The following is a 22,597-nucleotide window of genomic DNA, read 5'->3' as shown; positions in this document are numbered from 1 at the left end:
CCACAGATGTCGCCCGCATGGGCTAATAGGGTGAGCGGCCGAGATAAGCGTCGATTGCCGCAGCAACAGCGCGAAGCAAGAAGCGGTGCTCCTGCCTCACGCGGATGAAGCCGCCTTCGATGTCCACGACCCCGTCCTCGGCGAGCATCGGCAAGCGTTCAGCTGAATCGAGCAGGGGAACCGGATCAAATCCAAAGGCCGCACAGATTGCCGGAACATCAGCCTCCAGGTCGCACATCAGCCGCTCGATGATAGCCGCCCGGACGCGGTCCTCGTTACAGAGAGGATAGCCCTTTGAGGCCGCCAGACGGCCAGCTCGGATGTGGCGCGTGTAGGAACCCGTTGCAACCTCGTTCAGGACATAGCCGTGGCCGACACGGCCGATGGCCGAGGCGCCGAGGCCGATAACGGTTTGACACGTATCAGCCGAGTAACCCAGCGAGTTACGTCGCAAGCGACCGATTTTCTGCGCCAGCGCGAGTTCGTCGTCCGGCAAGGCGAAATGGTCGAGCCCGATTTGGCGGTAGCCGGCAGTAACCAGCGTGCCGGCCACGGCGGCGGCTTGTTCAGCACGGGAAATCGTGTCCGGCAGCGCGGCTTCCTCGATCAGGCGCTGATTTTTCTTGAAGGAAGGAACATGGGCGTAACCGAAGACTGCAAGGCGGTCGGGCCGCATCGCCGCCGCCGTTTCCACCGTCCGGACGCAGGACTGCACGGTCTGATGTGGCAGACCGTAGATGAGGTCGAAGTTGATGCGGTCTATTCCATTCCGGCGGAGATTTTCGACGGCCGCCGCCGTGTCCGCTTCACTCTGGGTCCGGTTGATGGCTTTTTGAACGACCGGATCGAAGCTCTGCACACCTAGACTCGCGCGGTTGACGCCGGCTGCTCCGAGGGTTTCGGCCATTTCGACTGTGAACGTGCGAGGGTCGATCTCGACGGCGACCGCAGCTGGTTGCCTGAAGCTAAACCCGGCGGCGCAGGAAGTCCATCAGGGCCAGGAACTCGGCTGGCGCAATGAGGGTCGGCGTTCCGCCGCCGAAATGCACATCGCTCACGGGCAGCGCATCCTGCGCTTGCGCCGCCACCAAGCGGATCTCCTCATGCAGTACTGCCAGATAGTTGAGGATCGGCGCATCCCCGCCAGTGCTGCTCCTCGGAAAGCCGCAATACCAGCAGGTCGACCGGCAGAACGGAACGTGGATATAGAGTGACACGGCGTCATCCGTCGGCAAGCGCCTCAGCCATTCCTCACAATCCCTGGCGCCGACCGCCGCGGAGAAATCAGGTACTGTTGGATAGATGGTGTACCAAGGCAGGCGGGCATCGTAATACTTTTTCAGGATTGAGGTCTGCAACGTTCCTGCCCCAAGCTAGCTCACTCCGACCATGCGGAGCGGATTTTTGGCCCTCTCCAAAGGGCAAGGTGACGCGTTTGAGGCGGTCGGTAGGGCGGCCAGTTACGCTTGTCCGGACATCTCCGCTTCAAGGACCAGGCCAAACCTTTGGGCCGCACCTCGAAGGACCGCGCTTAACGTCGCGTTGGCGATTGCCCGGCCGCGGTCGTCGATACCGGTCCATTGCGCCAGCACACCGCGCGGGTCGATCTCGAGCAGCTTGACGCCAGGAGGAACCTCGGTCCCGTCACGGACGATGCCGCGCAGCACGCCATCGCGCGGCGCCATGGCGGGCACGCCGGAGACATGACCGAGCACGAGATCCTTCTCGACATGCGTTCCAATTGCGACCGATGTTCGCCAGGTGCCAACGAACTTGGAATAAACAAAACGTTCCGCGCCGAGATCACCGAGCCGGCTCGCAATTCCGTCAGCCGCATCCGTCCACCCGTCTCGCTGGACCAGGCCGATCCTGCCGGGCCGGGTTTCGATCGCGACATCGCAATTGGAGCTTCTGGAGAAGCCTGGGCCCAGACCTATGGTCAGTCCCGCGAGCCGCCGCAGGTCGGGCCTGATCCGGCGCTTCTGCAGACGCGCGTCGATCAGCACATCAATGCGGCGGATCGGCAACAGGTCGACAAGGCCGAGACGGGAGACGATGACCCGCCTTCGTCGGCTAGCGTCCCCGCGCAGCGCCCTAAGCACCTGCATGGCCTCGTCGAGGCGCTCACCCACAATATCTTCGACCTGTGCGATCCCGGCGAACAGCGCGTCATGGAAGGCCATCCTGCGCCGGATCACAGGCGGATCTGGATCATGTGACAGCACCACGCAAGTCCCGCCGCGCGCTAGCTGGACCGCGATTGCCGACGCAATCTCATTGGTGCCGAGGATAATCGCTAACAGTCGACCCTGGTGATCAGTTCCTGGAGACATTTGGACCTCGAAGAGAAGTGTCCTCGCTGCAGCAAGCGCTGCCGACAAGCCGCTTACGCTGCACGATTACGGTGAGAACGTGAGCAAGAGCCGCGCCAATCAACTGACGCCCGAGTACTGGTCCGCGAATGACAGCAGGGCCGTTCACTGTGAGTTATGTGCCAAAGCAAGCGAATGGCTTGTTGCAGAGACGCAAACATGTTTGGAAAAGCACATCACGTAGAACGCCCGAATGCATCCACGTTGCTCTTCAGTTCGACCTCCTGCAGTGCGCCTGGTCGCGTGCATTTCCATCGCGGATCGTTGACTCGAAGGACAGCCGCAGGTCGTCGGCTGCCCGTGTGGTGTGCTGGGGCCAAGCCGTTCTTTGGCACCACGAGGTTGGGATCGCCATCAATTCGGGGACGAACGCCAGCAGTTATTCATGGCCGACGGCATTTGGCTGATGCGTGGCCAGGAAGCTCGCATCGAGCGCCGCACGCTCGCTGCGTTGACACGCCGCAGCGCGCGCGGATGACGCTCATCACTGCGATGGAAATGGAGAGCGAGATCTGCTGACGGGTTGACCTGTCAAGGAGGGCGCGTTGGCCAGATCCGAAGCCGTCGCTCAGACCGGTCGGTTCTGGTTGCGGTTCTTCACGGGCCCCATTCGCTTCAGCCCGTCTTCGTAAGGGATCTGCTCATACGAGACATCGAGAGCCGTAGCTGCGTCGAGCAGGTAATCCAGCTTGCCGCCTGCATCGAATTTCTTGAAGTCGTTCTTGTCGAGCCCGGCGAGGTCCATCATCTCTTTCCAGACGGTCGATTCATCGCACGGCAGGATGTGAAAGGTAATGTCGCCGACCTTGGTCCGGTACTTCGCCAGCAGATCTATATTGTTGCAGAACATGAAATAGCGCCCGTCGGGCCTCAGCGCGCCGTCAAGAACGCTGCCGACGTCGGAGAGATAGGCCAATGAATGCAGATAGCCGGCCAGCACCGGGATCGTGCTTTCGCCCTCCTGCACGACCGTCAAGACCTGCTCGATTGAATATTCCGGCGGCCGCTTCTCGTCCGCGGGCTGGGCCTGGAACTTCAACGCGATATCGCCACGAAAACCGAATCGGCCCAGCTTGGCGGTCTCGCCCTTGAGTACGGCGTTGAGAAGTCGTCCCTCCTTGTCCAGTCGGCCAAGCGCGGTGTTCTCGATTGCAGTCATGAAAATCGTCCTCGATCTTAAGCTCATCACCGGCCCTCGACCGGCACAACACGGAATGCAAATTGCTTGCCGGCCCTGGACTGCGCTTCACTTGCGAAGCACCTGAAGAAACGAGACGTGCGCGCTTCACTCCCGAAAACGGCATCGTCAGGAAGACGACACGGGTCGCAAAGCCAACAGGCAGGAATTGAAAAAACTCAAGCCTATCAGGCGCGTGTGCGCTGGCATGCGAATTGCCAACTTGCGGTCAGCCGAGCCACGCAGGTGAAAGGGTGAGCCATGATCAACTTGACAGACAACGCACTGAATGCGGTCAGGGGCGTGATTTCAACATCGGGAGCGAGCGGCTTGCGCATTACGGTTGAGTCCGGCGGCTGTGCCGGGTTCAAGTACATCATGGGCTTGGCCAATGAGACGAAGTCGGACGATACGGTCATCGAGCGCGACGGGGTCAAGTTATTCGTCGACAACGACAGCCACCAATATCTCGCCGGCACCACCATCGATTTCGTGCTGGCGCAGGAGGGCTCGGGATTTACCTTCGACAACCCGAACGCCAAGGCGAGTTGCACGTGTGGCAAATCCTTCAGCTGATGAACGAGGTCGCACGCATGCTGGCCGTAACCAAGCATCCAAAACAACTGCCAGCCGCCGAGACGGACCGGGAGCAAGTGATTCGCGCCGTCCTCGAGGAGATCCGCCCCAATCTACAACGCGACGGTGGTGACTGTCAGCTGGTTGCGATCGACGGCACCAAAATCATGGTCAAGCTGACCGGGGCCTGTGTGCTCTGCAAGCTGTCAGCTGCGACGCTTGAGGGCATTCAGGCGCGGCTGATCGAAAAGCTCGGCGAATTCGTTCGCCTGGTCCCGGTTGCCGGCGCACCCACGGCGCCACATTGAGCAAGGCTTCAGTGATGGTTTATCTCGACAACAATGCGACGACCCGAACGGACCCGTCGGTCGTGCAAGCCATGTTGCCGTTCTTCACCGAACAGTTCGGCAATGCCTCCTCAGCCCATGGCTTTGGCAGGCAGGTCGCGGGCGCTATGCGGCAGGCACGCAGCAGCGTGCAGGCGTTGTTGGGGGCTGCCTACGATGATGAGATCGTCTTCACCTCTGGCGGGACGGAGTCCAACAATGCCGCTATTCTCTCTGCGCTTTCGACGCAGGAGGGCCGGGACGAGATCGTCACTACCTCGGTCGAGCATCAGGCGATCCTGGCGCTGGTCGAACATTTGTCGAAAAGTGGCGTCAAGGTTCATCTGATCGCGGTGGATACGCGCGGGCGGCTCGACCTTGAGGCGTTTCGGTCGGCGCTTGGACCACGCACGGCGATTGCATCGGTGATGTGGGCCAACAACGAGACCGGCACCATCTTCCCGGTGGAACGTCTGGCCGCCTGGACGCGTGCGACCGGCGCGCTGTTTCATACCGATGCCGTGCAGGCGGTCGGCAGGGTGCCTATGGACCTGAAGGCCAGCGAGATCGACATGCTGTCGCTGTCCGGGCACAAGCTGCACGGACCCAAGGGGATCGGCGCGCTTTATTTGCGCAAAGGCACGAAGTTCAGGCCGCTGATCTGGGGCGGAGGACAAGAACGCCGGCGCCGCGGTGGAACCGAGAACGTCCCCGGCATCGTCGGCCTCGGAAAGGCGGCAGAGCTTGCCGCAGAGCGGCTCGACGAAGCGTGCGTTCGTGTTGCGGCGCTACGCGATCGCCTGGAGCGATCGATCTTGCAGAACGGTCGCTGCACTGTTCTTGGCGGTCCCAGTAACCGACTGCCGAACACAACCAATATTACCTTCGACGGCCTCGATGGCGAAGCGATCCTCCATCACCTCAACCGCGCCGGCATTGCTGCATCGGTCGGATCGGCCTGTAGCTCCGGCGCGATGGAGCCCTCGCATGTCCTGCGCGCTATGCAGGTGCCGGCAAACAGCCTGCACGGCGCGATCCGCTTTTCGCTGTCCCACGAAACCACCGCTGAAGAGATTGAGCAGGTCGTGCGTGCGCTGCCCGACATCCTGGCTCGTCTGCGTGGCATGTCCCGAGAGCTCGCCAATCCCGCCAGCAATCCGTAATTCCTGGAGTTGATCTCATGAAAATCATGATCCGCCGCTCTCCCGAGGCGGGCCTGTCGATTTACGTGCCGAAGAAGGATATTGAAGAGCAAATCGTCGAATCCGAGCACGAAACGCTGTGGGGCGGTTGGATCAGATTAACGAATGGATGGGTGCTCTGTTTGCCCGAACTGGCAAGCGATACGCCGCTGCCGATCACGATCAATGCCAAGAGACTTGGCGGGGACGGCGATGAACGATGAACGCAATGCCCCAAATCAGCGTTCTCAAGGGGACGGATGCAGAGGCGTTGCTCGCCGATGTTGCGGCGAGACTCCGTGCCGGCAGCATTGTTCCCTATCTCGGCCCCGGTCTCGCCGCGTTATCCAAGCCTGATGTGCCACTGACACCTGATGCGCTGGCGATCTTCTTCGGCACCAAGGTCGCGCTGCCGCGCCGGGCTCGCGGCAATGCCTGGGCTGCAGCACAGCATATCGAAAGCAACAAGCATCGGTCGACGGTGACGGGATTGATGGCTCAGGCGTTTTCCGCACCGGTCGAGCCGACGGCCTTGCATCGTCATCTCGCAGCGTTACGCCTACCGATGATCGTCGATACCTGGTATGATGGCGCGATGCGCGCCGCACTTGGCAAGTGTGACGGATGGGGCGAAGTCCAAGGCATCACCCGTGCTGGCATCGGCGAGTTTCACTGGTATCGTTTCTATGGCGCCGATGACAACGAGGTCGATTCCCTGGCCGCCGGCAACTGGACCACGGTCCTCTACAAGCCGCATGGCGGCGTGCTGCCCGCAAAAAACTTCCTGATCTCCGACGCCGACTATGTCGAGGTCCTGACCGAGATCGATATCCAGACGCCGATTCCGGGGATCGTCAAGCAGCGGCGGATTGGGCGGAGCTTTCTTTTCATCGGCTGTCGGTTCGACGATCAGCTCTTGCGCATTTATGCGCGGCAGATCACGAAGCGCTCGGCAGACGTTCACTACGCACTTGTCGAACCGGATGCGCTCTCGCGAAACGAGCGGAGTTTCCTGCTCGACCAAGGCTTGATCCCGCTTGCGGTGGCGCTGTCGCGCGCCGTCGAGATCTTGGTTGCCAATTAGAGGCGCTGTCAAACCGAGGCCGTGCCACCTTGGCCCGGCCCGTCGCAGCCGTCCGACCAAGGTAAAAGTGCCGGTGCGGCTGAACGGGAGCGCATTGGTGGACACGCGGCAATCGCTCCCAGCATCCCAAACTCTGTCGCATTTCCGACACGCCGTATTCTCGCTGTCGGCTGCGCAACAGCGCAGGCCGCTCTCTCTAACCGATTGGTATTGAGGAGAAAATACGCTGCCGGCCGCGATGGCATGCGAGTTGCTCACTCTCATTCAGGGGCTCGCTCAGGAGTGGCCCTGGGAAGCCTGTTTGGCCTGGAGGAAGAACTGGATATGGACGCAGTGGAGCGCGGCAGCAGCGCTACGAATGCACGAGATGGCCGCGAGACCACGCTGGCCGCAGAGCCCAAGGGCTGCGGCACCTTGACCAGACAAGGCAAAGCAAGCTGCGGGGCACGCGGAGATCAAGGCGACCTGCCGCCGGCGATCTGGGACAAGGTGAAGACGCATCCCTGCTACAGCGTAGAGGCGCATCACCACTATGCGCGCATGCATGTTGCGGTCGCACCAGCTTGCAACATGCAGTGCAACTACTGCAATCGCAAATATGACTGCGCCAACGAATCGCGCCCGGGTGTGACCAGCGAGAAGCTCACCCCCGAGCAGGCGGCCAAAAAGGTGCTCGCGGTCGCCTCCCGCATTCCGCAGATGACCGTGCTTGGCATTGCCGGTCCCGGCGATCCCCTGGCCAATCCGGAAAAGACCTTCAGGACGTTCGAGCTCGTGGCCAAAGCCGCGCCCGATATCGGACTGTGTCTATCCACCAACGGGCTCGCCTTGCCCGATCACGCCGACACCATCGCCCGCCTGAACATCGAGCACGTCACCATCACGATCAATATGATCGATCCCAAGATCGGCGCCCAGATCTATCCGTGGATCTTCTATGACCACAAGCGATACAGCGGGGCCGAGGCGGCGAAAATCCTGACCGCGCGTCAGCTCCAGGGCCTGGAAATGCTCTCCGCGCGAGGCATTCTCTGCAAGATCAATTCAGTCATGATCCCAGGCATTAACGAGCGGCACCTGATTGAGGTCAACAAAGCCGTGAAGTCGCGCGGCGCGTTCCTGCACAACATCATGCCGCTGATCGCAGCACCCGAGCACGGCACCATGTTCGGTCTCAAGGGCCAGCGCGTGCCGAGAACAAGCGAATTGAAGGCGCTGCAGGACGCATGCGAAGGCGAAATGAACATGATGCGCCATTGCCGCCAATGCCGCGCCGATGCTGTCGGCCTGCTTGGCGAGGATCGAAGCGCGGAGTTTACGAAGGAGAAGATCGTGACCATGACCGTCAACTACGACCCTGAGGTGCGCAGGGCCTACCAGGCTGGAATCGAGGAGGAACGCCACGCCAGAATAGTGCCGGAGCAGGAAAAAGTGCGGGAGCAAGCAGGCGGGACAAGCGACATCAAAGTATTGATCGCGGTCGCAACCAAGGGCGCTGGCCTGATCAACGAGCATTTTGGCCATGCCAGGGAGTTCCAGGTATATGAAGTATCAAAATCCCGCGCCAAATTCGTCGGGCACCGCCGCGTCGACCACTACTGCCAGAGTGGTCATGGCGCGCAGGATGATCTCGCGGCCATCATCCGCTCCATCAATGACTGCCATGCTGTCTTCGTCGCCAGGATCGGTGGTCGCCCGACGAGCGAACTCAACAAGGCTGGCATCGAGCCGGTCGATCAATACGCGCACGAGTTCATCGAGAACTCAGCGATCGCATGGTTCAGCTCTTATCTCGAGAAGGTGAAAAGCGGCGAGATCCAGCATGTCGACCGGGGTGACGGAGCGATCCGGCAGGACCCGATGATTTCGGTGGCGTGAAGAGGACATCGGATGCCATTCAAGATCATTTCTTCGCAATGCACGGGCTGCTCCGCGTGCGAGACCGAATGTCCCAACGTCGCCATCTTCGAGAAGGGCGGAACGTTCGTGATTAATCCGAAAAAATGTACCGAATGCATCGGTCACTTCGAGGAGCCGCAATGTGTTGCGGTCTGTCCGGTGGACAAGACCTGCGTCGTCGACACCTCATTGCCGCGTTATCAGCCGCCGGCCTGAACGAGAGTAAGCTTGATGGCGTTCACGTTGAGGATAGCTGCCGGGAAAATCGTCCGCTTTCATCCCGGCAATCGCGGCCACGACGGCCAGCGAGCACGCAGAAGGCGGCCCGATCGAGTTCATGACGGAGTGACGCATGAGCAACATCGTCCGCGACAGTGAAGTCATAGAGCTGGATGGACCGCCGGTCTTTAACCTTGGTGAAAAGGTGAAGGCCAACCGCACTGTCCGCAATGACGGGACCTATGCCGGCAAGGAGATCGGGGACGTCCTGGCCAAGAAAGGCGAGGTCGGCTACGTCGTTTCCATCGGCACGTTCCTGCAGCAATTCTACGTCTACGGTGTCGAGTTTCTTCAAACCGGCAACCGGGTCGGAATGAAATGTAAGGAACTAGACTCGGTTGACGCAGGCACCGAGCTCGAGGGCCCACTATCGCGAGAAGGGCCCCTGTCATGATCGCGCCTCGTCATTCGACATCCGAATGGCGCCCGCGGCTCAAATCCGCCGGCGACCCCACAAACGGCGGTTGTTGCACGGACCGTCGCCGGCTTGATGGACCTTTTGGCCGGCTTCGGCCGCATCGGTGAGATCGTACCCTTGAGAGCGCACACACAAGCGAACGTACGGACCTGGCTTCTAGAGTTTTGCCGGTCGGCCGGTCGGCTGTCCTGAAGCGCAAAGAACGCGACTTTCAAGGGGGCTTTCGCAATGAATGCTGCGGTCATGAAGAAGACAGTCGTCGGCTTGAACGCTCACCCGAACGAGGTCGATCGCAAGCGAATCGAATGCGCATTGGGCTCCCGCAGACGCTATCGCTATGTCTCACCCCGTGTGAAGCCGGTTAAGGGCGGCTATCTCATCGAGAGTCCCTGCTGCTCACGCGACATTGACAAGGAGGGCCGCGTGATTGATGTCGCGTTGATCCATCATGACGCCATATGCGGACTGTGGAAGCTGTTCTGGAAACACCATGCGCGAGGAATCTGGCAATTCCACAGCGTCCATCAGCGGCTGAGCGCAGTCACCGATGAGCTTAATGCCGATCTCGATCGGGTGTTCTGGCAATAAACTGAATGGCTTCGCTCATAAACAAAATAAGGGTGGACATGGCGGTGGACGAAAACGAGCTGATCGAAATTGAACAGGTGATCACGGCGGCAGAGGGCCGTGCGAGCCCCTTTACCGAGCTGCGTCGCCGCTTTCCGCATCTCGCCCTGGTGCGATGCGATGCGTCTGATGTCACCGAGCCGCCCTTTCGCAGCTTTCCGCATTATGACCTGCACCTGCTCGACCGGTCCGAACACTGTGTCCAGATCACAGCCGATCCGCTGCTGGCGATCGGCATGGTTCTGGCGGCAAGGGGCCCTTCGGGGTAACTGGGGTTGCTTTCGCAGACGTTTACGGCGCTGTCGCTGGGTGCGGGCAAAACGCATCACCGTTACCGCCCTGACGAGTTCCCGGACGCGGAAAAGACCGCCGACGGCGCGGTGGCGCTGCCGCTTTCGTACGGGTTCGAGTTCATCATGGAGACGATGGCTGGCGCGTCCATCAACATTGGCATGCGCGCAGCTATCTACGAGAAGCCGCTGGAACCGGATCGTGGGCACGCGGTCCGCGAGCGGCCGTGTGGGGCCCCCTCAACGTCTCGATCGCGGTCTCGCCGTCGATTGTCGTGAATAAAACGCATGCGACCCGCCCGACAATCGGGCTCTCGGTGAGCGATCTGCGTCCGCGCATCGGTGGGTCCTCCAACAAGGCCCAGTCAGCACGAGATAGAATTCCGGCCAATCGCTCTCTGCGCGCGGGCGCCGGAAATGTCTCGGCCCCTAATTCCTGATGCAGCGCGAGGCTAAGACCAACCGGTCACGACATCTTCATCAAAGCGCGAACCCCGGTTTGTGGTCTATGTGCTCGAGTTTCGATGCTGATCGGAACATCGCTTTTGAAACTCGTGCCGAGAGGCTCGGCCGCACTTGATTTGACCTTCCATTGAGGCGGTTGCGTTTCGCGGATGAGTGGGTCGGAAGGAGACTTATGTCTCCGAAAATGTGAGCGCTGTCAGATTGCTCACAGCCGCGCAGCTGCTGTCAGGTTCGAAACATCCAGCGCGGTGAGCGATCGCGAAGTTTGCAGTGCATCATCAGACGCTTAAACAGGAAGCCCAGCGCTGGCACGGCAGTTGCTACTGCGATGCAGCAACACTGAGTAAGGGCTGAGTGCACGCCGACGCGCAAGACGAGCGATGCTCTCCTACCCTTGGACCCGTGTGCCCCGTTTCTGAAAGAGAAACAAGCTCGCGTGCAAGACAGCACGCAATCTTTGGCAAATCGGTTGATGGAGAGAGCAACATGGCTTCACTGAGACAAATCGCGTTCTACGGCAAGGGCGGTATCGGAAAGTCGACCACGTCGCAGAACACGCTGGCGGCACTGGCCGAGATGGGGCACAAGATCCTGATCGTGGGCTGCGATCCAAAGGCGGACTCCACTCGCCTTATTCTGCACGCCAAGGCCCAGGATACGATCCTGAGCCTGGCCGCCAACGCCGGCAGCGTCGAGGACCTCGAACTCGAGGACGTGATGAAGATCGGCTACAAGGACATTCGCTGCGTCGAGTCCGGCGGCCCGGAGCCCGGGGTCGGCTGCGCCGGGCGCGGCGTCATCACCTCGATCAACTTCCTCGAAGAGAACGGCGCCTATGAGGAGCGCGACTACGTCTCGTACGACGTACTCGGCGACGTCGTCTGCGGCGGCTTTGCGATGCCGATCCGCGAGAACAAGGCGCAGGAAATCTACATCGTGATGTCCGGCGAGATGATGGCCATGTATGCCGCCAACAACATCTCCAAGGGCATTCTGAAATATGCGAGCTCCGGCGGCGTGCGGCTCGGTGGCCTCATCTGCAACGAGCGGCAGACCGACAAGGAGCTGGAGCTCGCCGAAGCGCTCGCCAAAAAGCTCGGCACTGAGCTGATCTATTTCGTGCCGCGCGACAACATTGTGCAGCATGCCGAACTGCGGCGCATGACTGTGCTGGAATATGCGCCGGACTCCCAGCAGGCCGATCACTACCGCAAGCTTGCGGGCAGGATCCACAACAATGGCGGCAAAGGCATCATCCCGACCCCGATCACCATGGACGAGCTCGAGGACATGCTGATGGAGCACGGCATCATGAAGGCCGTTGATGAGTCCATCGTCGGGAAAAGCGCCGCGGAACTTGCGGCATCGTAGAGGGTCACAACGCGGCAGGCCGGCCCTCCCAACACCAAGAAGGAGGGCCGGCAGTCGACGGAAGGGGTGTCTCCCGAGTGTCGACGCGGTGATACATCCTTGACCAATGTGGAAAGAGTAGCGAACGCCCATGTTCGAAGAGCAGTTCTATCCTGTCATGGTTGTCGAGAGGAATGATGGGAGCGGCCAAGGAGGTGGAGCAATTGCCAGCTACCATTTCCTGACCGGGATGCACCCTGCAGATGCCGACACAAGCAATGACTTTAGTTTCGACCGCCACGTGCTGGCGTGCATTCTCGCGGCCGGTGTGATGGAAGGTGGTCGTCTCTTCGAGAAGGTCGGCCTGTCCAGCGGTGAGCTGGCGGCGTTGCTCAAGAAAAATTTTCCGTCGGTTCGGATCAAAGGCGATGACTTGCTGCTGGGTTCCAAGCGCGATGACAACGACGAGGTCACAATGGTGCGTGATCTCTTGCTCGCGCAACGATCGACGGAAGGGGACACCGGCCGTTGGCTGGCCGCGATGATCGCGCGCCGCGTCATGGAGCCGAATCATCTGTGGGCAGACCTCGGATTGCGCGATCGTGGTGAACTGTCCCGTGTCCTCAACCGCCATTTCGGGCCGCTCGCCAGGCGCAACGTCAACAACATGCGCTGGAAGCGGTTCTTTTATCGCACGCTCTGCGAGGACGAGGGCCTCATCTTGTGCACGACCCCAGTGTGCACAGAGTGCAAGGATTTCAACTTCTGCTTTGGCGATGAAAGCGGTGAGAGCCGCATGGCCGAGCGCCGGCGTGATGGTCGGTTGGTGCCGGCTGCTCCGGTCGCGGGCGGCAGCTGACCCGTATTCCCGCCGCCCGATAGATGGTTCTTTGGCGCAACTGTCGGCCGACGACGCGCAGCCGGTCGAGGACGCGCAGGTGATGCGGCCAAATCTGCTGCAGCGGATGACGGCGCGAACTAGCGGAACGCTCTTCTGCGCTAAGGCCAGCTTGCGCCCAAGCCCCAAGCCATGTGGTCTGAAGCGAACTGTGGTTTACCCGCCGCGGACAAGCGAGGTCGCTCCGGCTTGTGTTCGGGCGAGATTGCTCAATTCAGCCGGTGCCAGGAGGGCCAACGTCCATCAGATTGCGGATCAATCGCGCAGGCGGTCCTGTTGCGGCTGGATGATGCCTGATGCCCCACGATGGTGTTCGACGCCGATACCCCACCGCATCTGTAATGTTGTGTACGGCAGCGGCGTCCTGCTCATCGACAAAAGCAAATCTCCTGATGCGATGTGCCAGGTTGCGAACCGATGAACTCTGACGCGTCGGTATGACAGTCGATCCGCGCCGCAACCCGAGCTGATCCAGGACGCAGAATACTGAGAGCTCAACTGGCGCGTCGGTTTTGCGACACTGTCGTCCTGGCGTATCCCGTCGCGGGCGAGAGCTCGCGAATCTTCAATAGGCTGGGATCCTGCGGGCGTGGCATGCGGTTTGCCAAAGCAGTCCTTACCAAGCCCAATTGGGAGGCTTCGTTGATTGACGCCAAAGCCATCGCTGCCAAACCGTCATGCTCCGATTCGCTATGGAACCAGCGGCCCGTGCTCAATGACACGACGCTGCGCGACGGAGAGCAGGCGCCTGGCGTTGCGTTCACCACAGCGGAAAAGGTCGCCATCGCACGCGCGCTAGCCCGCGCAGGCCTCACGGAGATCGAAGCCGGAACCCCCGCGATGGGCAATGACGAGATCGCGGCCATCCGCGCCATTGTCGAGGATGGGCTGCCGCTCATCCCTATTGCTTGGTGCCGCATGTGTGGGGCCGATGTCGACGCCGCGATCGAGGCCAAGGTATCGATGGTCAATGTTTCGATTCCGGCTTCGGACGTTCAGATCGCGGCCAAGCTTGGCGGAAGCCGCGAACAGGCCTTGCAGCGGGTGAAGCGGGTGGTTGGTTACGCCCGCGAGCGAGGGCTTGATGTCGCCGTCGGAGGCGAGGACTCCTCCCGCGCCGATGTCGATTTTCTCATAAGTCTCGTCGCGGCTGCGAAAGCCGCGGGCGCGCGGCGGTTTCGGATCGCCGATACGCTCAGTGTCCTCGATCCCGATTCCGCCTATGCGCTGATCGCGCGCCTGCGCGCGACCACTGATCTCGAGCTCGAATTTCATGGCCATGACGATCTCGGGCTCGCGACTGCCAACACGCTCGCGGCCATCAGGGGCGGCGCGAGCCACGCTTCGGTCACTGTCATCGGGCTCGGCGAACGGGCCGGCAATGCGCCGCTCGAGGAAGTTGCCGTCGCACTCAGGCAGCTCTACGGCCGCGATACCGGCATCGTGCTGCCGGAGCTCTTTGACGTCGCCGCGTTGGTCGCTGCCGCGGCAGCACGTGCGATTCCGCTGAACAAGCCGATTGTCGGGGAGCATGTGTTCACGCACGAATCCGGCATTCATGTCGACGGGCTGTTGAAAGACGAACGCACCTATCAGTCGCTCGATCCGCATTTGCTCGGTCGCTCCAATCGGATCGTGATCGGCAAGCATTCCGGGCTCTCGGCCATCACCACGCTGCTTTGCGAATTGCAGCTCGCCGCCACCACCGAACAGACCAGACATATTTTGTCCCGAGTCCGAAAATACGCCATCGAGCACAAGCGGCTGGTCGCATGCGAGACGGTGGCGGCGATCTGGCGCGATGTTTGCGAATGCTCTTCCGATCGCGCGTGAGTGAGCTCTCGAGTTTCACTTGGCCAGCCATCGATCAATCGGAACGCGGGCGAAGCTCGCGCAGATCGCGTCGAAGCCCGAGGACATGGGCTGCTTGGCCGTCTCCTCCAGGGCCCACGTGAAATGGTCGTTTCCGTGAACTAACTAGGCGCTGCCGGACCTCGAGCGAGGCGGGCGGCCCAATCCAGGGAAGTCTCGATGAGCAATATACCCCAGAGGGCCGGCATCCTCGACCGGCTCAACCATGCCTCCTCGGCTGAGGAGATCTTTGCGCTGCTTGGCGTCGACTACGATCCCAAGATCGTCAATGTCGCGCGTCTGCACATCCTAAAGCGCATGGGGCAACATCTCGCCAAGGAGCAATTCGCCGGTTCCGCGGAAGCGGAGATCGCTGCGCGCTGCAAGGCCATGCTGGAGCAGGCCTATGCCGATTTCGTGGCGTCTTCGCCGATCGACCAACGGGTCTTCAAGTTCCTGAAGGATGCGATCGCAGAGCCCAAGAGGCCGCCCGCCTTCGTGCCGCTCAATACGTTGAAATAGCCTTGCGTTAAATGCCGTCTGCCTCAGAGTAAATAGCTGCGGAGCGCATCCGCGTGCGCCCCTTCGTTCGGTCGAGCCTGTGGAGCGACGCGGGGAGATGGCCCTGTCGCATTTCCGACGTATGTCGAGGCCTTTGTCCCCGATGCCAGGAACCCACTTCGGCAAATGCGCGCGATTCATTTCCTTTGGTGCATGAACTCGCGGTGTTCTCAGTTGGTATGACACTTGCTGCTCTGCACATAAGTCCGCCCCGACAACAAATCGACCTTGTCCCGGAGAAGCGCATGCATAGCGTCATCTGCATCAAACAGGTCCCCGCGCCAGCGCAAATCCGCGCGCGGTTCCTGTCAAACACGATTGTGCAGCGGGGTGTGCCGACCAACCGTGGCGAAGCTGTAGTCTCAGAGGCCACCCCCAGTTCAGTGACTAGCCGGCCCGAGAGATCACCGCGCACGTTATGGGACCGTATTCATTCGAGCCCTGACTGCGGAAGGTGCGCACCTTGGGTGGCGAAGCTGAGGTGCTGTTTACCAAGTGCCCCTCTGTTGATGACTCGACGCTACCCACGACGTACGCACGCACGACCGCGATCTCGAAGATCAGGGAGCTATCTGGTGGGACCGCTGTCGTCTTCATTGGCAAGTCGGCCATCAATGGCGACATGGTCGAGGTCGGCCCGGGGGGCGCAACATAGCCCTGTTTGTGGCAGCTCTACCAGTTCGCCGCAATCGTTGGCCTCGATCTCACCTCCTGCCGCCTCTGCCGCCGAGCCTCAATGGTCCCGTCCTCCGCGAAAAAGACTTCGGGGGTGAGCCGCGAGCAGCCGGCGAACGCGCTCATCAGGGCCAGGTTCAACCGACAGTCCAAGCCAGAACCCGGTCGTATCGCGCAGGCGTGTGGATCGGAAGGAGAATGCAAAGCAATGAGCAACGTCATCAAGGGTCCCACATCAGCCGCAGCGGGCCGCGCAGCAACCAAGAAGCAGTTGCCGGACCGGTTCAAAGCCTACAAACATGTATGGGTGTTCGTCGAGCAGGAGCGCGGGCAGGTCCATCCCGTCTCCTGGGAGCTTATGGGGGCGGGCCGCAAGCTTGCTGACAGGCTCAAGGTTAAGCTCGCGGCTGTTGTTGTTGGCCCTGAGGGCGAGACCACACGCAACGCCGCGCTGGAAGCCTTCTGTTATGGCGCCGATTTGACTTATCTCGTCGCCGACAATGTGCTCTCAGATTATCGCAACGAGTCCTACACCAAAGCGCTGTCCGATCTCGTTGAGATCTACAAGCCCGAGATCCTGCTGTTAGGGGCAACAACGCTCGGTCGCGATCTTGCGGGCTCGGTCGCCACCACATTGTTGACCGGTCTTACCGCTGACTGCACCGAACTCGACGTCGATACGGATGGCTCGCTTGCGGCGACCCGTCCGACCTTTGGCGGCTCGCTGCTCTGCACAATTTACACGCTGAATTACCGGCCACAGATGGCAACCGTCCGCCCCCGTGTGATGGCGATGCCGGAGCGTGTCGCGCGCGATCCCGGCCGCATCATCATCCATCCCCTCGGCCTGGTCGAAGACGACATCGTGACCAAAGTGCTGTCGTTCATCCCCGACCGCGACTCGGCCAAATCCAATCTCGCCTATGCCGACGTCGTAGTCGCCGGAGGGCTTGGGCTCGGTTCGCAAGAAAACTTTCAGCTTGTGCGCCAGCTCGCCGGCGTGCTTGGCGCCGAATATGGCTGTTCCCGTCCGCTCGTGCAAAAGGGATGGGTCACCTCCGACCGGCAGATCGGGCAGACGGGAAAGACGATCCGGCCAAAGCTCTATATTGCCGCTGGCGTTTCGGGCGCAATCCAGCATCGGGTCGGTGTCGAGGGCGCGGATCTGATCGTCGCCATCAATACCGACAAGAACGCACCGATCTTTGAGTTCGCCCACATCGCCATCGTCAGCGACGCTATGCATTTGTTGCCGGCGCTCACGGACGCGTTTCGAGCGCGGCTCTCGCCACATTCGCGCGACCGGATTGCGAGCTAAAGGAGGTTAGTCATGATCGAGGAAAGGTTCGATGCAATCGTTGTCGGCGCCGGCATGGCGGGCAACGCGGCGGCACTGACTATGGCCAAGAAGGGCATGAAGGTGCTGCAGCTCGAGCGCGGCGAATATGCCGGATCGAAGAACGTCCAAGGCGCAATACTCTATGCCGACATGCTGGAAAAGCTCATCCCGGAGTTCCGGGAGGACGCACCGCTTGAGCGACATCTGGTCGAACAACGGTTCTGGATCATGGATAATCGCTCCCATGTCGGGCTGCATTACCGCTCGGAGGATTTCAATGAGGAGCGGGCCAACCGGTACACGATTATCCGAGCCCAGTTCGACCGATGGTTCTCCTCAAAAGTACGCGAGGCAGGCGCGACCGTGCTGTGCGAGACCACCGTCACCGATCTTGCGCAGGATGCCTATGGCAGGGTCATCGGTGTTCGTACAGATCGCCAGGATGGCGAGATCCACGCAGATGTCGTGGTCCTGGCCGAAGGCGTCAGCGGCCTACTCGGCACGCGCGCGCGCCTGCGGGAGCGCCCCAAGCCTAACAAGGTGGCCCTTGCGGTGAAGGAAATGCACTTTTTGCCGCGCGAGACCATCGAAGCGCGTTTCAATCTGAACGGCGACGAAGGCGTTGTCATTGAAGCTGCGGGCACCATTTCCGGCGGCATGACGGGAATGGGCTTCATCTACGCCAATAAGGAATGCATTTCGCTCGGGATCGGGTGTCTTGTCGCAGACTTCCAGCGCACCGGACGGACACCCTACGAGCTGCTAGACCGTTTCAAGCGCCACCCGTCGGTCGCCCCCCTGATTGAGGGGTCTGAGGTCAAGGAATATGCCGCGCACCTCATTCCCGAGGGCGGCTACAAGGCCATCCCGCAGCTCTATGGAGACGGCTGGGTCGTTGTTGGTGACGCGGCGCAGCTCAACAACGCCATCCATCGCGAGGGATCCAATCTTGCGATGACCTCCGGCCGGATCGCAGCCGAAGCGATCTTCCAGGCCAAATCGCGCCGGCTTGCCATGACCAAGGAAAATCTCGCGCTCTACAAGAGGATGCTGGACCGCTCCTTCGTCTTGAAGGACATGAAGAAGTATAAGGATATGCCGAGGCTGATGCATACCAACTCGCAAAACTTCTTTCTAACCTACCCCCAGCTCATCTCCAAGGCGATGCAGACCTACCTTCGGGTTGACGGTACGCCAAAGACTGAGAAACAGAAGTCAACGCTGAAATCCTTTGTCAATGCGCGGTCCTGGATAGGACTGTTCGGCGATGCATTCCGCTTCGCCCGCGCATGGCGCTAGCTTGTGAACGAATCCGAACCAACGAGGCTGACCATGAAGGTCGAGCGATCAGTACGCGTCGAAGACAAGTTGTTTTGCAACCGCTATCTTGTGGACGCCGGACGTCCTCACATCAAGGTGCGTGCGCATACGAAGCCCTCGCCGCAGCTCCTTGCGCTTTTGAAAGCCTGCCCCGCGCGCTGCTATGACCTTAATGACAAGGAGCAGGTTGAGGTCACCGTCGACGGCTGCATGGAGTGCGGCACCTGCCGCGTCATCGGCGAGCCCACCGGCGACATCGAATGGGGCTATCCGCGTGGCGGATACGGGGTGTTATTCAAGTTCGGGTGAGGGCAGTTACGATTGCCGCCGCGCTATCGCCCGGCAGAGAAGATATCGCCGCGGAGTTAGATCGCCGTAGCTTGCGTCCGCCAGACGAAAGTCAACGAACGCTCGAATCATTTTGGCCGGGAGAGCACTTTCGGTTAACTCAGCTCGTGGATATGGGCTTCCACGTCGGCCATGCGCGGAGAAGAGGGCGCGAAGGGTCAAAAGAGGGGACTACTCGGCCCGTTGCGAGGTGCCATGCCGTGCCGCCTCGCTCGCAACCGCAACTGACTGCACGATCGCGGCAAAGCGCACGCCGTTTGAATTGTATCCGAGCGATGCCCCGACTTGCCGCAGCGTCTTCTCATGGGCATTGCAGGCCCCGCACCCGTTGATTGCGCTTACTGCCAGGCCCACAGCTCGAAATCGGTTCTGTCCACACAGGGATTGCCGAGCCAATTCATCCGCAGCCGAGCCGGCATTTGTCTTGTATTCCGGGTTTGAGGGGAGGTGAACGAAGCGGTAGTAGACGTTGTTCATCGCCATGACGGATGCTGCGGATTTCGCTGCCTCGACCGCCGGCGTCATTACCGCGCGTGGGCGATTCCATTGCGGCCGTCACGATCGGATCGTAGGCGCGCGATCGCGCTCGACAGCAACAGCCCGTATTTGCTCTGCGGTGACAATGTTTCGTCTGCCATCATCGACGCCAGTCGGCCTGACGTCCTTGGCGAAATCCGGAATCTGGCTTTGCAGCTGGTCGATCGAGATGTCCCCTCAAGCGACTTTCAACGTCTCCCCGCCGACCTCGCGGTTGCAGGGGCAGAGCTCGTCAGTCTGCAGCGCATCCAGCACGCGCAATGTGTCCCTCGGATTGCGGCCGACATTGGGATTGGTGGCATAGACATGCTGGATGGTATTCTCAGGATCGACGATGAAGGTCGTGCGATGGGCAACGCCCTCGGCCGAGCGGCCGCCCAAGCCATCGACCAGCGCGCCGTCGGTGTCGGCAAACTGCCAAATCGGCAGATGGTGCAGGTCCTTGTTCTCGCGCCGCCAGGCAAGCTTGCAGAACTCGTTGTCAGTCGAGCCGCCCAGCACGACCGCATCGCGATCGGCAAATTCCTTGGACAGGCGGGCGAACTCGGCGATCTCGGTCGGACAGACAAAGGTGAAATCCTTGGGGTAAAAGAAGATGATTTTCCATTTGCCAGGAAAGCTCTTTTCGGTCAGCGTCTCGAAGGCGCTTTCTCCGTTCTCTTCGTGCAGGTGAAAGCCGGGCTTCACACCGGTAAGTTCGAACGCCGGCAACTTGCTTCCAATTCCAAGCATTTTGTCCCCACTGTGTACTTCGGGCGAAACTCTGTGATCTCGCGCCATCAGCGAAGCAAGCGATGTGCCATGAGGCCGCGTGATTTAGCTTGTCGCCAATACAACATTGTCGTTATGGCCAGTTCAGGCCGATGTTGCGAAGTCAGAGACAATGGCTCTTGGGTCGATGCCGCTTTGAATCATGGGGGCAGAGGGACGCGGAGCTCATCACAGGCTCCGCCCCTCTCCGGCGACCGACAGGACAGGCGTGAGTTTTGATCCGTGAGCAAGCCGGCAATGATTTTTACGGTGAGGAACAGGATGAGGCTGGAAGCAAGATCCTGAGCTTGTCCACAGTACGCACTACGGCGCGGCATTGCAGCCAGGCAGGGAGTTGTGACCGCGAATAGCCCCTGAGGATCGGTTCTTCTCACGGCTGGGGCACATAGGTTCGGACTCCAATCCACTCTCAAGTTGACCAGAACAAGTTTTCGATGAGCCGTTCCTCAGGAAAGTCTGGGTGGAAGCCGGAGAATTCCAGACGGGATGATTCCGTTCCTGAGGGAATGAGTGATGTCGACCGAACTCAGCCGAACAGGCATATTTTTTGCTATTGAAGGTGAGCTAGACAATCGAGGCGATTGCGAATGACGGGCATTTTATCTCATTTCATCCTTGCCGAGCAATGCACTCGGCCTGGATCCCAATGAGCCTGCCCACGCCAGCTCAATCCCAAGGTCGTGCAGTGAGCGCTATCAGCATAGGAGTGAGGAGACCCAGATGATCGAGGCCAGGAAGGAAAGAGTCAGGGAACTTAAACGGTCGCTCGAATCGGTCAAGGTGCGAAGTGGGCACTCTGGGACGAACGCTGTTCATTCGAAGGCTGGTCGTCCTCCGCAACGAAGACCGGGGCTGGCAAAATTCGCAAGATACCGCCCATTCCCCCTGCGAGAACGGGCACGACCTCTAAAGCGCCATCGGTCACATGAACCTCGCTGTCGGTGATGACAGTCATGCCGGAGCCCAAGCCAGCACCGCTCGCCGCCGCGCGTCGCAGGCCGACGCCAATGCGCGTCTCAAGGGCGCTGTGCGCAGTCACGGCTGAATAATGCTCCCTGTCCCGCGCGGCTGGAGGTTCACGCTACCGGCAGGAGCGCTCGATTTCCGCCAGGTCATCCGCGCATACTGCGCGCACTGCCATCGGACGGCCGCGACGACAGATCACGTGACCCCACCCGCTTGACGGCGCTTCCACGTGAGACACTGCAAGGTGTTTCAAGTACTTGACCGATCAAGGGCGTCTCGGTCGATGGAGGAAGTCACCCTAGCGCGACCGGACCGTGGCTACTCAAGGCAATCAGAGCTGTTGAACGCGGCCGATGTTACAGCAATGGCGGAGGTAGTCTAAACAGCTCTGACCGCAGCCCTAAGTCTCGAACCGAGATGTTCTGGAGGCCAAGCACCCGCGCGCTATGGCACAGCCCGCGCCACGCGATGGCCCGTGCGTTCGATGGCGAACGAACAGCGAGTCCGGCACTGAGAGGCCGATCGAAGCCGACATCACATTGACTATTGTTCCGGCGATCATCGCAGCGGTCGACGCGCAGCAGCCGAGCTCGACGTGGTCAACAAAGAGTTGGCCGCGAGGGCGTAGAGGGGCCGGCGCGAGGCGGCAAACAACGTTGGATGGTACTGCGCGATCGCGCCGGCAATAGTGGATCCCGTTCGGCAAGGCGAGGTTAGCACCGGAAGCGCGAGGGCACCAACAACCCCATGGCTTTACTGTTCTAGTCGCGGCGCTCACTTGCGCATCTTGAGCGAAATGACCTGGGTGATTGGCCGCAGCCAGGACCCCGCGGGTCCACCGGTAGGCTTTCTTTACTATCAGACCCGTCCAGATATACGAACGCAGGGGAATTTCCGCGCTCGTGATTGTGAGTTCCAAAGGCTCAAACGTCGACGACGTGAAACAATCTCGGCGAATCGCAAGTATACGTGAGATGTCAGGCCACCGCGGTTTCCGCCTCGACGATGAAGTCGCAGGCTTGAAGTGTGTGTGCGCAACCAGTCTAACAGCTTCGTGGACCTTGATCGGCGAGCACAGCAGCGAGCCGATGAGAGCGGCCGCCGCACCACCGATGTGTATTACGCCGGTGACGGCGCCGCCTAGAGGTCTGGTGTGTCGATAGTCACAGCGACGGTGTTCAGGTCTCGGAGGCAACAGCAATGTTGGCCCCGTCCGGGTGGGCGTTCATTGCAGAACGGCCCGCCCACTCAGAACACCGGCAGGGTTGCCTGTCTATGAGGTGGGAC

The 22,597-nt window shown here is 60.6% G+C and carries 21 protein-coding genes and 2 pseudogenes; 18 read left to right on the top strand and 5 right to left on the bottom strand.

All coding sequences use genetic code 11. The features are described 5' to 3' along the window. Positions 1-22 precede the first annotated feature (22 nt). From hemN to JJB99_RS32015, 3 genes and pseudogenes are all read right to left on the bottom strand, one after another. Positions 23-1,358, bottom strand: a pseudogene (gene hemN / locus JJB99_RS32025) (oxygen-independent coproporphyrinogen III oxidase). Between the two features lie 102 nt (positions 1,359-1,460). Further along, positions 1,461-2,333 carry a xanthine dehydrogenase gene (locus tag JJB99_RS32020; protein ID WP_200500393.1) on the bottom strand — a complete coding sequence of 291 codons (873 nt, stop codon included), beginning with the start codon at positions 2,331-2,333 and terminating at the stop codon, positions 1,461-1,463. A 607-nt stretch (positions 2,334-2,940) separates the two neighbouring features. After that, complete coding sequence (locus tag JJB99_RS32015) at positions 2,941-3,531, bottom strand: hypothetical protein (protein ID WP_200496132.1); 591 nt, start codon at positions 3,529-3,531, stop codon at positions 2,941-2,943. A gap of 279 nt (positions 3,532-3,810) precedes the next feature. Here JJB99_RS32015 and JJB99_RS32010 point away from each other — a divergent pair, with 279 nt between their 5' ends. The 18 genes from JJB99_RS32010 to JJB99_RS31925 all read left to right on the top strand — a co-directional run bounded on the left by JJB99_RS32010 (position 3,811) and on the right by JJB99_RS31925 (position 18,997). Then, positions 3,811-4,125, top strand: coding sequence for a HesB/IscA family protein (locus JJB99_RS32010; RefSeq protein WP_200496131.1), 315 nt, complete (start codon positions 3,811-3,813; stop codon positions 4,123-4,125). Between the two features lie 17 nt (positions 4,126-4,142). Continuing rightward, the gene (locus JJB99_RS32005; RefSeq protein ID WP_200500392.1) at positions 4,143-4,433 is read left to right on the top strand and encodes a NifU family protein; all 291 of its coding nucleotides are present in this window, start codon (positions 4,143-4,145) and stop codon (positions 4,431-4,433) included. Beyond that, the gene (gene nifS / locus JJB99_RS32000) at positions 4,430-5,614 is read left to right on the top strand and encodes a cysteine desulfurase NifS (RefSeq protein WP_433995740.1); all 1,185 of its coding nucleotides are present in this window, start codon (positions 4,430-4,432) and stop codon (positions 5,612-5,614) included. The genes JJB99_RS32005 and nifS overlap by 4 nt, the downstream gene beginning before the upstream one ends. A gap of 17 nt (positions 5,615-5,631) precedes the next feature. After that, positions 5,632-5,856, top strand: a complete 225-nt coding sequence (gene nifT / locus JJB99_RS31995) for a putative nitrogen fixation protein NifT (RefSeq protein ID WP_200496129.1) — start codon at positions 5,632-5,634, stop codon at positions 5,854-5,856. Then, the gene (locus tag JJB99_RS31990) at positions 5,853-6,716 is read left to right on the top strand and encodes an SIR2 family NAD-dependent protein deacylase (protein ID WP_200496128.1); all 864 of its coding nucleotides are present in this window, start codon (positions 5,853-5,855) and stop codon (positions 6,714-6,716) included. The genes nifT and JJB99_RS31990 overlap by 4 nt, the downstream gene beginning before the upstream one ends. A gap of 324 nt (positions 6,717-7,040) precedes the next feature. Further along, positions 7,041-8,594 carry a nitrogenase cofactor biosynthesis protein NifB gene (gene nifB / locus JJB99_RS31985; protein ID WP_200500391.1) on the top strand — a complete coding sequence of 518 codons (1,554 nt, stop codon included), beginning with the start codon at positions 7,041-7,043 and terminating at the stop codon, positions 8,592-8,594. A gap of 12 nt (positions 8,595-8,606) precedes the next feature. Continuing rightward, positions 8,607-8,831 (top strand): 4Fe-4S binding protein, encoded by a 225-nt coding sequence (locus JJB99_RS31980; protein ID WP_200496127.1) that lies wholly within the window; start codon positions 8,607-8,609, stop codon positions 8,829-8,831. A 136-nt stretch (positions 8,832-8,967) separates the two neighbouring features. Next, positions 8,968-9,288 carry a nitrogen fixation protein NifZ gene (locus JJB99_RS31975; RefSeq protein ID WP_200496126.1) on the top strand — a complete coding sequence of 107 codons (321 nt, stop codon included), beginning with the start codon at positions 8,968-8,970 and terminating at the stop codon, positions 9,286-9,288. A gap of 252 nt (positions 9,289-9,540) precedes the next feature. Beyond that, positions 9,541-9,900, top strand: coding sequence for a DUF3024 domain-containing protein (locus JJB99_RS31970; RefSeq protein WP_200496125.1), 360 nt, complete (start codon positions 9,541-9,543; stop codon positions 9,898-9,900). A 38-nt stretch (positions 9,901-9,938) separates the two neighbouring features. Continuing rightward, a complete protein-coding gene (locus JJB99_RS31965) occupies positions 9,939-10,208 on the top strand; it encodes a hypothetical protein (protein ID WP_200496124.1) in 270 nt (89 codons plus the stop codon). A 6-nt stretch (positions 10,209-10,214) separates the two neighbouring features. Next, positions 10,215-10,508 (top strand): hypothetical protein, encoded by a 294-nt coding sequence (locus tag JJB99_RS31960; RefSeq protein WP_200496123.1) that lies wholly within the window; start codon positions 10,215-10,217, stop codon positions 10,506-10,508. Positions 10,509-11,180: 672 nt separating this feature from the next. Further along, positions 11,181-12,065, top strand: coding sequence for a nitrogenase iron protein (gene nifH, locus JJB99_RS31955; RefSeq protein ID WP_200496122.1), 885 nt, complete (start codon positions 11,181-11,183; stop codon positions 12,063-12,065). Between the two features lie 130 nt (positions 12,066-12,195). Further along, positions 12,196-12,903, top strand: a complete 708-nt coding sequence (locus tag JJB99_RS31950; protein ID WP_246775066.1) for a nitrogen fixation protein NifQ — start codon at positions 12,196-12,198, stop codon at positions 12,901-12,903. A gap of 684 nt (positions 12,904-13,587) precedes the next feature. Continuing rightward, positions 13,588-14,775, top strand: a complete 1,188-nt coding sequence (nifV, locus tag JJB99_RS31945; protein WP_433995800.1) for a homocitrate synthase — start codon at positions 13,588-13,590, stop codon at positions 14,773-14,775. Between the two features lie 198 nt (positions 14,776-14,973). Continuing rightward, complete coding sequence (gene nifW, locus JJB99_RS31940) at positions 14,974-15,315, top strand: nitrogenase stabilizing/protective protein NifW (RefSeq protein WP_200496120.1); 342 nt, start codon at positions 14,974-14,976, stop codon at positions 15,313-15,315. A 922-nt stretch (positions 15,316-16,237) separates the two neighbouring features. After that, on the top strand, positions 16,238-17,347 hold the full coding sequence (locus JJB99_RS31935) for an electron transfer flavoprotein subunit alpha/FixB family protein (protein ID WP_200500389.1): 1,110 nt from the start codon (positions 16,238-16,240) through the stop codon (positions 17,345-17,347). Between the two features lie 12 nt (positions 17,348-17,359). Then, complete coding sequence (locus JJB99_RS31930; RefSeq protein ID WP_200496119.1) at positions 17,360-18,667, top strand: FAD-dependent oxidoreductase; 1,308 nt, start codon at positions 17,360-17,362, stop codon at positions 18,665-18,667. A gap of 33 nt (positions 18,668-18,700) precedes the next feature. After that, positions 18,701-18,997: a ferredoxin family protein gene (locus JJB99_RS31925; protein WP_200496118.1), complete on the top strand. Its 297-nt coding sequence runs from the start codon at positions 18,701-18,703 to the stop codon at positions 18,995-18,997. Positions 18,998-19,207: 210 nt separating this feature from the next. Here JJB99_RS31925 and JJB99_RS31920 read toward each other — a convergent pair. Beyond that, a pseudogene (locus JJB99_RS31920) lies at positions 19,208-19,744 on the bottom strand (carboxymuconolactone decarboxylase family protein). 6 nt (positions 19,745-19,750) lie between these two features. Further along, entirely contained in the window at positions 19,751-20,305 is a 555-nt protein-coding gene (locus JJB99_RS31915; protein WP_200496117.1) for a peroxiredoxin, read from the bottom strand. Between the last annotated feature and the right edge of the window lie 2,292 nt (positions 20,306-22,597).

The organism is Bradyrhizobium diazoefficiens, from assembly GCF_016616235.1.
GTDB lineage: Bacteria > Pseudomonadota > Alphaproteobacteria > Rhizobiales > Xanthobacteraceae > Bradyrhizobium > Bradyrhizobium diazoefficiens_H.
Note: the sequence above shows the minus strand (reverse complement) of the source record. Positions and strands in the feature narration are given on the sequence as shown.